Here is a 12,991-nt window from a genome sequence, read left to right as displayed (position 1 = left end):
CCACCCCGGAGGAACGACATGAGCACGATCACCACCCCGCCGAAGGCCAGGAAGCAGCTGTCCAGCTCGATCCTGCTGTGGGTCCGCACGGATCAGCCGCGCCAGACCGGCATGGACTACTGGAAGGGCCCGCACTCCGGGATCATCTCGGCGAACCCCGGCCTCAAGGAGTACCGGCAGGTCCACATGGCCGAGGACAATCCCGGTCGCTGGCCCGCGACCGCAGGCATCGCGACGCGCATCCCGCTGGACCACAAGGTCGACGGCATCGCCGAGGTCACCCTTCGGTCGGTCCTCTCGACGCTCCGGGGACGCAAGCAGAATGCCGTGGCGTACCAGGACGAGATCAACGTGTTCCGCCGCACCCTGCTCTACGCGGGACTCCCGGGCATGTCGCGGTGGTACGACGTGGCGCCGGGCGACCCGGTCGGCTCTCGCGCGGTCATCTACCTACGCCGGCGCGACCGCGTGAGCGCGCGAACCTTCCGGAAGCTCGTCAACACCGAGCTGGTGTCGTCACTGGCCGGGACCGGCGTGCTCAAGGAGCTGCGCACGCAGACATTCCTGCCCTGGAGCCACAAGCTCTGGAACACCCCGAACGTGGCTCACGACAACCCCGAGGACCAGCGTTTCCACGCGCAGGTCATCGTCGGGTTCGCCGACGACGCGGCCCGCGATGCGTTCTTCGCCGGCGACGCCGTTCGCGACCTGTCCGAGCAGCTCGCGCCGTTGGTCGCGACCATCCACGCGTACGACGTCACCGCCGCGCTCGCCTACGTGAAGGACGCCCGTGTACTCCCGCACTACGAGGCGTAGCCAGCCCGCCGCGTGGAAGGATGAGTGGCGGCACCATCAGAGCCCAGCTTCGGAGGACGCATCGTGACCCTGGACTCCCAGCCGCTCGGTCGGCGCGAGCGCAACAAGCAGGAGAAGCTCGACCGCATCATCGCCGCGGCCAGCGAGCTGTTCGCCGAGCACGGCGTCGAGGACGTCACGACCCAGCAGATCGCCGACCAGGCGGACATCGGCACCGGGACGTTGTTCCTCTACGCCAAGACCAAGGGGGAGCTCCTGCTGATGGTGCAGAACACGCACTACGCCGAGGCTCTCGAGCGAGGCCGGGCCGCGGCCGGCGACGTCGCCGACGTACGTGATGCGGTGATGGCGATCGTCCAGCCGATCGTGGAGTGCAACCGCACGCAGATCGCCAACGGTCGCACGTACCTGCGCGAGATGGCCTTCGGCGATGCCGAGGAACCCCATCACGGTGAGGCGCTGGCGATCTCCGCGCGCACCGAGGAGGCCCTCGCTGAGGTCCTGCGACGGGAGACGTCCTTCGCCGACGACGCCGCGACACTGGCACACATCGTGTCGTCGATCAGCTTCCTCAGCATGGCTGCGCACGCCGACGCGAGCATCAGCGACGAGACAGTCGTGACCGATATCCGCAACCAGGTGAACGCGCTCCTCAGCCGCTGATCCACAGCACGTCTGCGATTCTCATGATGACGCCGGGGTTCACCGCACCGACGCCGCGTGGCGGCGCATCGCCTCGTCGAAGGAGGCCCGCACACGCCCCGGGTCGCCGCCGAGGCCCACGGTGAACACGACGCCGGTTGGCAGCATGATCGACCTGACCGGATCGTCGAACTCGAGGAAGTGGTCGGCCAGCTCAAGGCTGATGTAGCCGTGCGTCGTGCTCCACAGCCCTGCGGCGACGGTCCTGGCGTCGTACGTACCGATCTCGTCGGAGTCCACGAGCCGCTGGCACGCGGCTGTCAGGTGTGCGTACGCAGCCCTGAACGCCTCGGAGTGCCCGCTCCTGCGGATGGCCTCGTCCGGAGCCGGCCTGTACGTCGCACGGGTCGAGAGACCGAACATCAGGTCATAAAGGTGGGGGTTCGCCCGGGCGATCTCGCGGACGGCCAATGCCATCGTGAACAGGTCGGCGACCGGATCCTCCGTGGCCGGCAGGCTGGCGAACGCACGCTCGAGCCCGGTGAATCCGTGATCGATCACCGCCCCGACAAGCTCAGGGATACCGCCGAAGTGGTGGTAGACGACCATCGTCGACACCCCAGCCTCCGCGGCGATGGACCGCGCCTTGATCGCCGACGGCCCATCCTCCGCCAGGAGCTTCACCGTGGCGTCGATCAGTCGGACCCGCGGATCGCGCGGAGCCACTTCCTCGGACATGGTTTCCATGCTCCCATCGGCGCGAGCATTCCGTCGCCCGCGCGGCTGAGACCGCATGCCGGAAAGGAGGGGTTGCCGGGTCCGCACTTTACATATACGGTCTAGATGTCAAGCATAACTTGATTATACGCCGCTGACGAGAGCGAGACCTTGATGACCACCGCGACCCAGCAACACCCCGTCCTCGGGCTGCCGGACCCGGGTGAGCGCGTCCCCCTCGTCGCCTGGCCGACGATCGCGCTGTACGTCGCGACACTGGGACTGTTCGCCATGGAGATGTACGGGGCGCTGTCGGCGGGCTGGTCGCCATGGATCACCGTGCCGATGGGCGCCGCCGTCACGTTCTTGATGTTCAGCGTCCTGCACGAGTCGACGCACCACGCGATCAGCACCCGCACGCGACTGAACGACGCCCTCGGCTACCTGTCGGTCCCCTTCGTCGCGCCCTACGCCTCGTTCCGTTTGCTCAAGTTCATCCACATCGAGCATCACCGGAACACCAACGAGGCGAAGTCCGTCGACCCCGACGCCTGGACGAGCGAGGGCCCCTGGTGGCAGCTGCCGTTCCGGTGGATGACGATCGAGGCCTGGTACTTCGTGTTCTACGTGCGTCGCATCTCGCAACGTCCGCGCGGCGAGGTCATCGGCACGGTCGCGACCGCTGTGGGCGTCGTCGCCGCATTCGCCGGCCTGGTCGTAGCCGGGTACGGGGCCGAGCTCGTGGTGGTGTTCCTGATCCCGCAGCGCATCGGGATGGGCGTGCTCGCTTGGTGGTTCGACTACCTGCCGCACCACGGGTTGCCGTTCACGCAGCGGCAGGACAAGTACCGCGCCACCCGGATACGCGTGGGCGGCGAGTGGTGGATGACGCCGCTCTTCGTCTACCAGAACTACCACTTGGTCCACCATCTGCACCCGAGCGTGCCGTTCTACCGGTACGTCCGCGCGTGGCGCCGCAACGAGCAGGCGTACCTCGATCGCAACGCCGCCATCTCGACGGTCTTCGGCCGGTCCCTCACGCCGGCGGAGTACCGCACGTGGCGCCGGCTCACCGACGAGATCGACCGGCCCTCCGACCAGACCTCTGGGCAGCGACCGGCCTTCCACCCGCTGCGCGTACGGTCGATCGAACGGCTCACGGCCGACAGCTGCGCCATCACGTTCGACGTGCCGGACGACCTCGCCCGCGAGTACCGCTACGTCCAGGGCCAGCACGTCACCCTGCGCGCCATGATCGGCGGCGTCGACGTGCGTCGGAGCTACTCGATCGTGACGCCGGTGTCGGAGGACACCGTGCGAGTCGCCGTCAAGCAGGTGCCCGGAGGCACCTTCTCGTCGTACGTGAACCAGCAGCTCGAGGTCGGCGACATCCTCGACGTGATGACCCCGACCGGCCGGTTCCACACCGCGCTGGACCCGAGCGTCGCCCGCTCCTACGCAGCCGTTGCCGCCGGGTCCGGCATCACACCGCTCATGTCGATCATCGCCACCACGCTCGAGATCGAGCCGGACAGCACCTTCACCCTCGTGTACGGCAACCAGACCTCCGGCTCCACCATGTTCGGGCCGGAGCTCGCTGCGATGAGCGACCGGCTGACCATCCACCACGTGCTGTCCCGCGACGATGGAGCAGCGCTGCGTGGCCGCGTCACCCCTGAGCTCGTCGACGAGCTGATCACCCATCCGGTCGACGCCTGGTTCCTGTGCGGGCCGCAGGAACTCGTCGACGCCATCGCGGTGTCGCTGGCACCGCGAGGAGCCCAGGTCCTCACCGAGGTGTTCCACACCGAGCCCGCGACCAGCTCCGTCGAGGTGGACGTGGAGAGCCGGGTGACCGTCGCCGTCGACGGGAGGGAGACGACGTTCGCGCTGCGCTCGACCGGCGACAGCATCCTGGATGCAGCGATGCAGCACGGCGTCGACCCGCCCTACTCCTGCGCCGGCGGCGCCTGTGGCACGTGTCGTGCCAAGGTGCTGCGAGGCCGGGCTGTCATGGACCAGAACCACGTCCTGGGCGACGAGGAGATCGACGCCGGGTACGTCCTCACATGCCAGGCGCATCCGGTCAGCGACGAGCTGCGACTCGACTACGACGCCTGATCTGACCCTCAGCGCCCGACGATCGCCGCGGCCAGCTCGGCACCCACACGAAGTGCGCCGTCGACGTGCTGGAACCCGAGACCCGCGACGTCAGAGCTGCCGATCTGGATCGGGCCGACGGGCTCCCGTAGGCGCGGACCGAAACGGGTGAGCCCGCCGATGTCGAAGCTCGAGCCGTACGCCCCGCTGCCCAGCTCCTCGGAGATCCAGTCGCTCTCGAAGTACGTCAGCGGCGCTGCAGCCTGCGGGCCGAAGTACGTCGACAGCGACGACAGGATCACGCCGCGGCGCTCTGCGGCCGAGAGCCTGAGGACGGCATCGGCCTGCAGGTCCGAGACGAAGCCGACGAGGGTTCCCCGCGACTCGTCGTGGTTGGTGTTGTCGTACGCCTCGTGCACCACCTCGTACGGGCTGAACGCCGTCCCCGACAGGCCGGCGTCGCGCCAGAACGGTGTCTCGTACGTGGCGTGCACCTTGATGACCTGACCGAACGACTGGTGCTGGCGGGTCTCCCGCTGGATAGACGGGAGCGGCGGCTCGAACCGTACGCGCGTGACGGCGGTCGGCGGGATCGCGAGGACCAGGTGACGGGCGCTGACCGTCAGGTCGCCCGACGAGACCGTGACGCCGTCGTCGGTCCACACGACCTTCTCGACGTCTCGCCCGGTGCGCACGGCGCTGCCGAGCCGCTCGGCCAGGCGGAGCGGCACCTGCTGCAGGCCGCCGATGACCCGCTTGTCGAGGATGAACTCGGAGTCGACGAGGTTGCTGAAGCTGCCGGCGCTCGCGGCCATGTGCACCGCCTGCAGCGCCGAGAACGTGTGCGCCGGCTTGGTCAGCATGGCCTGCGCGATGAACATCGCGATGTTGTCGCGGGCCTCCGGCTCGGCGCAGCTCTGCTCCAGCCAGCCGAGGAGGGTCACCCGGTCGAGCTCGTCAGCGCCAGGCATGTCCCACGGCCGCGCCGGGTCCATCTGCGCCGACAGCTCGTCGAGCAGGTCGGTGAGCCGGGTCATCTCGGCCTCGACGGCGCCGTCGACAGGGAGCACCTCACCGGTGAACGTACGCCGCTCGCCGTCGAGGCCCACGTAGATCGACTCGCCCTCACGGTGCCGCTCGAACGTCTCCAGGCCCAGCTCGTCGAGCATCGCCAGCAGCGCGTCCTGGTCCGGTGACACCCACTGGCCGCCGATCTCGAGGTCGACGCCGTCGACCTCGTCGGTCCACAGCCGTCCACCGACGCGCTCGCGCGACTCGAGCACCAGCACGGACCGGCCCGCGCGCTGCAGGGCGTACGCCGCGGACAGTCCCGTCGCCCCGGCGCCCACGACCAGGACGTCGACCTCTTCATTCGTCATGGTCCAGTCCTACACGGCCCCCACTGGTGGCGGTGCCGGTGGTGCCAGGTTCACGACCAGGCTGGATCGCGCCCCAGGTAGCGCAGCAGCGCTGCGGCCTCGTCGTCCCCATCAACCTCCGGCAACGCCGGCGCGTACGCGAATCCCCGCAACGAATCGGCGGTCGCCTCTGCAGCAGGGCGAAGCTGCGCGGCCAGCGGGTTGGTCAGGGGTGAGGGCTGTCCGGTGGCAACGGCGACGTCCCACGCATGGACGGCGGCGTCGAGGGCCGCGGCGCCGGCCGCCAGCTCGGGCGTGAGAGCCGGCACAGGTGGGAGAGGCGTGGGCAGCTCGTCCGCACCCGCATCGACGCCAGCCCAGGTCTCGGCGGCCACGTCGGCCGCTGACCGTACGGCCTGCGCGACGCCACCTTCGGCGTCCTGCGGCGGGTCGAACGGGTTGTAGGTAGGCATGCTCGCGGTCCCGACCGTCGCCGCCCAGGCGTGCTGGTCCCCAGCGGCGTGCATCAGCACCTGGCCGACCGTCCAGTCGCTGCACGGCGTCGGCTGGTCGAGCCGATCGGTCGCGCCGTCGGCGACACCTCGCAGGGCATCGAGTGCTGTGGTGAGTACGTCGAACGTCACGTGAGTTCCCCCTCGGATCCAGGTGCGCACCGGTCGTCGCAGGGCCGCACCGTTTCGTCGGGAACTTAGCAGACAGGCTTTCCTCCTGTCCCGTGAATCGGCCTCGCTACCTTGCCCGGGCGGCGTATCCCTCTCGGTACGTCGGAAAGTCCGGCACCCAGCCGCTGGCGCGCAGGCGCGCGTTGCTGAACCGCTTGCCGTGTCCGAGCTCCGCATCGGCGGCAGGCGGGGCGGGCGCGCCCAGCTGTGCGGCCAGGTGAGCGGCGACGTCGCCCAGGAGCGCGGGCTCGTCATCGGTCCCCACGTACAGAGCCTCCGGGGCCGCGTCATTGGTGAGCAGGTGGACCACGGCCGCGGCTGCGTCGTCGCGGTGGATGCGGTTGGTCCACCTGTTCGGGTCGGTCACCGCACCTGCGCGCACCTGGTCGACGAGCCGCGTGCTGCCACGACCGTAGAGCCCTGAAAGACGCAGCACCGTGCCGCCTGGCACCCGCTCGCGGAACACCTCTTCGGCTCGAAGCAGCATCCGAGCGGGCCCATCGGCAGGGCTGGGCGTGGTCGACTCGTCAGCCAGCACGCCCGGGTCCAGGTCACCGAACACCCCCGTCGACGACACGAGGACGGCACGCCGGGCCACCTGGCCGGCGTCGGCCAGGGCGTCGAGTGCGCGCACCATGCCGTCGACGTACGTCGCGCGGTAGCTCTCCTCCGTACGCGGCCGGGCCGTCAGCGCCACGACGAGGTAGGCCAGGTCGAGCGGCGGGAGCTCAGGCTGGTTGCGGGTGAGGTCCACCGACAGGCCCTGCAGCGGAGGCGGGACCAGCTCGGCCCGGCGTCGCAGCGCGAGCACCGAGTGGCCCCGTGCAGCAAGGCGTACGCCCACGTCAGCCCCCAGGTCGCCGCAGCCGACGAGCAGCACGTCCGGAGTCACGTGTTGAGACCCCTGGCAGGGTGCGCGGTCGCAGCCCCCGACCGGCGAGGAGGAACCGGACCGGTCAGCTGCGCCTTGGCACCGTGAACACAGTCGGTGAGCGCCTTGATCATCGGGTCATCGTTTGGCCGGGTCACCATGACGACGACGCTCGGTTCGATGTTGTCGAGCTCGCGTATCACGACGTTCGGATGTCGGTAGAACTCTGCGGTTGACCGAGGGAGCACGACAAACCCACGTCCCGATGCGACCTGCTCCAGCTTCTCCTCGACCGAAGAAGCGGGAGTGTGTCGGCTCGACCGCTCCCTGAGAGCGTCCGATGCGATCGCCTTCCACTCCGGCACCGCGTCGGGATCCTGGAGAAGGCGCAGCCCGGCGGTCTGCGCGAGGTCGAACGGTGCACGCGTCGCGAACTCCGGTAGTCCTGGTAGCACCGCGACACGCGGCTCCTCGGCGACCCGGACTGCCACGAGCTGGTCGGCGGTGAGTGGTTCGCGGGCAAGACTCACGTCCACCCGATTCTGGCGCACCAAGGCGACCTGCGTCTGCCACGTCGTCCGGTAGACCTCGACGGCGCACTCAGGATGATCGCGTTCGAAGGCCTGGACGGCCGCAGTGGCCACCAGACCAGGCATCACTCCGAGCACGAGGCGCCGCGCCGGCTCAGCGGCCCGGCGGGCGCGAAGAGCGACGGCATCCGAGTCCGCCAGCAGGCCGGGCGCGTCGGCAAGCAGCTGCTGCCCGGCCGCCGTCAACGCGGTTCCGCGTGGGCCGCGGTCGAAGAGCTGGGCCCTCAACTCTCGCTCGAGGACGCGAATCTGCCTCGAGAGGACCGGCTGGGCGATCCGCAACTGGTCGGCGGCCCGGCGAAAGCTCAACGTCTCCGCGACCGCCACGAAGTAGCGAAGTCTGCGCAAGTCCAGGTCCATGCCGCATCAGCCTCCCAAGCGATACCCAAAGCGTATCGATCGAGCGCAAAGAGGTCTTGGACACGCGGTGGCCGCCGGGCCCAACCTTGGCTAGGTAGGTCCCAAACGAACACAGGAGAACAGAACAGATGAACATTGCCGGCACTCGGGTCCTCATCGTCGGTGGAACGTCCGGGATCGGCCTCGCCGTCGCCCGCGCGGTCCTCGAACGCGGCGCCACGCCGATCGTCGTGTCACGAAGGGAGCACAGCGTGGCATCAGCCCTCGCCAGTCTTCCCGGTGCTGAGGGCGGAACGTGCAACCTGGAAGACCCCGACCAGGTGGCTTCGTTGAGCCACGCCTATGGGCCACTCGATCATCTGGTCTTCACCGCCGGAGAACCCCTTTCCCTGGTGCCCCTTGCTGATCTCTCCCGCGAGATCATCCAAGGCTTCTTCGCCACACGGTTCCTTGGCGCGATCGACGTCACGCGTTCAGTCGCGCCGGTCCTGCGCGCCGGGGGCTCGATCACTCTCACGACGGGCACTGCGAGCGACCGCCCCGGACCTGGCTGGCTGCTTGGAGCGACGGTGTGCGGCGCGACGGATGCACTTACCCGGACGCTGGCGCTTGAGCTTGCCCCTCTGCGGGTGAACGCCGTGTCGCCGGGCGTGATCCGTAGTCCGCTGTGGTCGGCGCTCGATGACGATGCTCGTCAAGGCTTCTACGACGCCACCAGCAACGCCCTGCCGGTCAACCGGGTGGGGGAGGTCGAGGACGTCGCACTGGCGTACGTGTATGCGATGGAGCAGCAGCACGGAACGGGAACCATCCTGCGTGTTGACGGAGGGACTGTTCTGGTATGACCGTGGGACAAGGCCTCCGGCAACAGAAGGCCAACGGCCCGCTAGTACCACCGAATTTTCCCTGAGCCTCCGACAGGATTCGAACCCGCGACATCCTCATTACAAGTGTCTTGGGACTGAGTTTTTGACTGTCATTTCAGTTGCATTCGTGGCCATCGAGCCGCTGATCTCACTGTGGGGGTGCGCCGGGGGTGCACACCACGAAGGCGACGAGCTCCACCGTTGACGTCGATGTTTGGTGTGGGATCGACATCTGCTGCGCCGAGATCAACACATCTCACGCCTCGCCGAGCAGGCGGCGCGCTTCAGCGAGGCGATCTCGTCCAACACCAGTTATTCGAATCGTCGTCTTTCGTGCGTCGCGGGCATCGCCAGATCTCGACACCCAGTTGACGCCAGCGAGGTGATCAATCACAGCAGCGGCCGAAGTTCGGTGTAGGCCGAGGAAGGCGGCGAGGTCCGCGATCGATGCACCCGTTACCAGTTCGGTATCGAGCGCCTCGAGCACGAGACAGCGCGTCGTCGTCAGGGCAAGCGGAGATAGCGCTTTACTCACGGCCGTTTCAGCGGCGCGGTAGGCCCGAGCGCAGTCGCGAGCGTGTCGCAGCATCTCGTCCAACTCAGATACTCGCCCGCCAGTCCTCACAGTGTCACCACCCGCGGCTGAGGCCGGTCAACCGTGAGGCCTCAGCCGCTGGAGCTTGGTTCACACGACATGTCGCCAACCCGACTCCACCTAGTTGCACGAACATCTCAGGGTGCTCCGACCGTCGACCACGCAGCGACTTCACCGAGCGAGAATGGCGACGAGTTGCTTGTCGTCACCGCCATATAGCGCCACGTTCCGGCCGGAACCGCACAATCGCGAGTGTCGTTGATTCCCAGCGCCGTGGCACCTTGAGAGCAGACCAGAGTGCTGCCCAAAGAGAAATTCGAGTTGTTCGACACCCGGACCTCGAAGTTTGCGCGACTCGACGGATCGTCGAAGTCCCTCGCGGGCGCGACTTGGATCGCCGCAAGGTCGACAGCGCTGCCAAAGTCGAACTGAGCGAATGCTCCAGCCGAGCCAGTGGCACGCCACGACGTCCACACATCGCCGTCTTTAACGCGGGTCACCGGATAGCCACTCGCAGAGCTCGAGCCGACGACACTGGCAGTTGCCGTCCTATCGACTCGGTGAGTGCCTGACCCGAACGCTCGCACCTCAGCAAGGAAGAACTGCACACCATCGGTCTTCTCCACCGTGACATAGCGCCCGCTGGTTCCCGTCGGAACGTCGCAGACGAAGCGTGCGCGGTAGGGGAGCTCAGTCGTACCGCGCGCGCAAACAACGGTCCCGCCAGAGCCCGTGGTTGCAGAGCCAGAGACCCGGATCCTGAAGTTTTCGCGCGTCGTGGGGTGGTCATATCCTGTTCGCGTCAGGATCTGGATCTGCGACAGAGACTTGGAGCTACCCAGGTCTGCTTGCCAATAGGCGCCCGTGTCCGTGGCCGAGGACGACCATCCCGTTTCTGATTTGCCATCACTCGCAGCGTCGGCTGTGTACGGCGAAACGGTGCTCGACGCTGAGACAGTTGCCGTGCGAACGAGGTTCACCTGCGAGGCGGCCCCGGGGACGTGGCCGGCATCGAGCCCAGACTGAGCGATGATCCGTTTGGCGGTCGCGGACCAGGTCGTGACTCCAACCGAGTTGCCGGTGTCAGTGGTCGAGGCTGGATAACCGTGGACTGTCCTGTACTCCTGGGCAGGGCCAGCGATGTTGTTTGTCAGCGTGTTGTTCGGCGCAAACGGAGCTGCCTCATTCTGGATGCAAACCCAAAACTTCGAGGCTCTATCGACGACATTGCTGTCGACCGTCCAATAACTGACGCCGTTGTCAAGGTACAGGGAGCAGCTCGGTTGAGAGTTCTCGGAAACGTAGTTGCCCTCGAGCGTCGAAGCGGGACTGGAGGCATGGGCGCCATTGATGTAGATGGCCCCGCCATCTCGCGCCGTCGACTGCATGACGTTATGCACCCGGTTGTTGAGGATGTGGTTGTTCACCATGGGCGACGGGTCACCCCATCCCCAGCCGAGCGAGATTCCCGTGTAGGGGACGTTGGAGACATCGTTGTGCTCAATGGTCGTGTTCTTGACCCAGCCAGCGAAGATTCCCACGCCGCCTTCGAACTCGTTCGCGACATCTCGCACGACGTTATTGGCAACGCGTGTTGAGTCCTCAACGACAAGGTTGGCAATGGGTGTCGCGATCGGAGCGCCGTCGCCGATATTGATCCCATTTCCGGCAATCTTTTCGATCAGGTTGTCCTCGACAACATTGTTCGAACCTCCACCGCCAAAACTCACTCCCGCACTGCCGAGGTAGCGAAGCGTGTTCTTGGCGAAGGTGATGCCTTCAGCATGGTCGAAGCTGACGCTGGCCGGTGCCTGCGCCTGGTTTGCGCGTCCTGTTCCGGTGAACACGTAGTTGCCCTGCAGGTCAACAAAACCTTCAGTCGTGCTGGGCCGCAGCCACGTGGAGTATTCGAACGTCAAGCCCGATACCGTCAGATTCTCAACGGGGTCCGATGCGGTACCTACCACCTTGAGAAGGGACTCAGCAACCGGAGCGACGACAGGGGTGGATGACATGGTCTCGCCGGCACGTGGGATGTAGTAGACCTTGTCGCCGGCCTTGTCGAGATACCACTGACCCGGCTCCGCGAGAAGTTCGTACGCATTTTCGATCGACGACGGCATCTCAACCCCAGGCGGACCGGTCCTGGCATTGTCGTAGCACGGCTGATCCATGACGACAGCAGTCGTGGTGACACTGGCGACTCCACACCGAGAGTGTGTCCATTGGAACGGTGCGTTGGCGTACACGAACTCGATGCCCCCGGGAGAACCCCAGCTCGCAATGTTTGGGTTACCGATCGCGTAGCCAGTACCTGACTGCGAGGAGATGTTCAGAACCGACGCTGAAGCGCTCGCGCGCTCGGCCCGGCGTCCGCCGACGTACAGCTGTCGGGTGTCGAGCGTCGTCGGAACTGAGGCTTTCCAGATGTTCTTGGCTCCGTCGTGGAGTGTCCAGCCGGTGATAGACGTTCCACCGCTCAAGCGGGGGGTGTCGCCAGTCTTTGCTTGAATGATCACCTCGTGGCCGTTCTTGCCACCGTGCTCTGGACCCAGTTCCCAAGGACCGGTCCGCTGGTATGTGCCGCCAGACAGTTCGACCACAATGTCGCCCGTCATTGTCGCGGTCAGATCACCGAGCTGCTCCGTCGCTTCGGCCAATGAGCACGGCGATCCGGATGAGCAGGCGGTGCCCGAACCGCTGGGCGATACGTGCAACACCACTTGCACCGCCGCGCTCGATGCGCTCGGGATCGCTACGAGGCCTGCAAACAGCAGACCAACAGACAGCAAGATCTTTCGATACATGACAGCGCCCCATTCAGGATTAGCGACCTCGAGGTCGTTTCACTTAGCGGAACTCTGGACCATCTATTGGAACTCTGTCAAGATGTGTCAAGCGATTTGGAGGAAGAGTGCGACGAGATAGGGCAGTCGAACTACAGATCAATCAGCAGCGCGGCGGGGAAATTTCTCAGGTTCTCGTCGACGGTGAAGAGATCCTTTACTGCTCCCCTGATTTCGGTCAACGACTGTCCCGAGCCGATTTCGAGGAGTCCCGACTCCGATGGCTTGCCGGCTACTCCGGCGGATGGCAGGAGATCCTCCCAAACCCGGGTCCAGCCCGGCCTTGGTACGGTGCACGGCTCGGCTTCCATGGCGGCATTGGCGAGCGGCGGTGGTGGGCGGCTCACGCCCTTGGAAGAGTTTGGCTGGCGACGTTTCCGAGCTTGGGCATGGTCTGCGCACGCAGCGTACGGGTGATCCACAAGCACAGCACAGTGCGTGTGCATACCGCTGTCGCACGACCTTCCCCGCGCAGAAGGGTGCCCTGGCTGCAGCACATTGTGTTGCGAGCACACCCCAAAGCCCAGGTTGATCTGGGTGACGCCGA

12 protein-coding genes are annotated in these 12,991 nt (G+C 66.5%); 4 read left to right on the top strand and 8 right to left on the bottom strand.

The window, feature by feature from the left end:
- The first annotated feature begins 18 nt into the window (after positions 1–18).
- Entirely contained in the window at positions 19–816 is a 798-nt protein-coding gene (locus ASE12_RS15960) for a hypothetical protein (protein WP_056402782.1), read from the top strand.
- Positions 817–879: 63 nt separating this feature from the next.
- Entirely contained in the window at positions 880–1,479 is a 600-nt protein-coding gene (locus ASE12_RS15955; RefSeq protein ID WP_056402779.1) for a TetR/AcrR family transcriptional regulator, read from the top strand.
- Between the two features lie 39 nt (positions 1,480–1,518).
- Here the strand turns inward: ASE12_RS15955 and ASE12_RS15950 are convergent, their stop codons facing one another.
- The gene (locus ASE12_RS15950; RefSeq protein WP_056402775.1) at positions 1,519–2,196 is read right to left on the bottom strand and encodes a TetR/AcrR family transcriptional regulator; all 678 of its coding nucleotides are present in this window, start codon (positions 2,194–2,196) and stop codon (positions 1,519–1,521) included.
- 153 nt (positions 2,197–2,349) lie between these two features.
- Here ASE12_RS15950 and ASE12_RS15945 point away from each other — a divergent pair, with 153 nt between their 5' ends.
- The gene (locus ASE12_RS15945; protein WP_056402772.1) at positions 2,350–4,296 is read left to right on the top strand and encodes a fatty acid desaturase; all 1,947 of its coding nucleotides are present in this window, start codon (positions 2,350–2,352) and stop codon (positions 4,294–4,296) included.
- Positions 4,297–4,304: 8 nt separating this feature from the next.
- On the opposite strand, the gene ASE12_RS15940 is transcribed toward ASE12_RS15945, so the two are convergent.
- The 4 genes from ASE12_RS15940 to ASE12_RS15925 all read right to left on the bottom strand — a co-directional run bounded on the left by ASE12_RS15940 (position 4,305) and on the right by ASE12_RS15925 (position 8,137).
- Complete coding sequence (locus ASE12_RS15940; RefSeq protein ID WP_056402769.1) at positions 4,305–5,654, bottom strand: NAD(P)/FAD-dependent oxidoreductase; 1,350 nt, start codon at positions 5,652–5,654, stop codon at positions 4,305–4,307.
- A 50-nt stretch (positions 5,655–5,704) separates the two neighbouring features.
- Entirely contained in the window at positions 5,705–6,277 is a 573-nt protein-coding gene (locus tag ASE12_RS15935) for a TIGR03086 family metal-binding protein (protein ID WP_082582334.1), read from the bottom strand.
- 106 nt (positions 6,278–6,383) lie between these two features.
- The gene (locus tag ASE12_RS15930) at positions 6,384–7,208 is read right to left on the bottom strand and encodes an NAD-dependent epimerase/dehydratase family protein (RefSeq protein WP_200955041.1); all 825 of its coding nucleotides are present in this window, start codon (positions 7,206–7,208) and stop codon (positions 6,384–6,386) included.
- Positions 7,205–8,137, bottom strand: a complete 933-nt coding sequence (locus ASE12_RS15925) for a LysR family transcriptional regulator (RefSeq protein ID WP_056402762.1) — start codon at positions 8,135–8,137, stop codon at positions 7,205–7,207. Before ASE12_RS15925 ends, ASE12_RS15930 begins: the two co-directional genes overlap by 4 nt.
- 128 nt (positions 8,138–8,265) lie before the next feature.
- Here ASE12_RS15925 and ASE12_RS15920 point away from each other — a divergent pair, with 128 nt between their 5' ends.
- Positions 8,266–8,982: an SDR family oxidoreductase gene (locus tag ASE12_RS15920; protein WP_056402759.1), complete on the top strand. Its 717-nt coding sequence runs from the start codon at positions 8,266–8,268 to the stop codon at positions 8,980–8,982.
- 277 nt (positions 8,983–9,259) lie between these two features.
- On the opposite strand, the gene ASE12_RS19865 is transcribed toward ASE12_RS15920, so the two are convergent.
- The 3 genes from ASE12_RS19865 to ASE12_RS20135 all read right to left on the bottom strand — a co-directional run bounded on the left by ASE12_RS19865 (position 9,260) and on the right by ASE12_RS20135 (position 12,791).
- Positions 9,260–9,592, bottom strand: coding sequence for a MarR family winged helix-turn-helix transcriptional regulator (locus tag ASE12_RS19865; RefSeq protein ID WP_235508984.1), 333 nt, complete (start codon positions 9,590–9,592; stop codon positions 9,260–9,262).
- A gap of 143 nt (positions 9,593–9,735) precedes the next feature.
- Entirely contained in the window at positions 9,736–12,405 is a 2,670-nt protein-coding gene (locus ASE12_RS15915; RefSeq protein ID WP_082582332.1) for a discoidin domain-containing protein, read from the bottom strand.
- Positions 12,406–12,536: 131 nt separating this feature from the next.
- A complete protein-coding gene (locus ASE12_RS20135) occupies positions 12,537–12,791 on the bottom strand; it encodes a hypothetical protein (RefSeq protein WP_157412994.1) in 255 nt (84 codons plus the stop codon).
- Between the last annotated feature and the right edge of the window lie 200 nt (positions 12,792–12,991).

The organism is Aeromicrobium sp. Root236, assembly GCF_001428805.1.
Taxonomy (GTDB): Bacteria; Actinomycetota; Actinomycetes; order Propionibacteriales; family Nocardioidaceae; genus Aeromicrobium.
The sequence above is the reverse complement of the archived record's forward strand: the minus strand, read 5'-3'. Positions and strand labels throughout refer to the sequence as shown.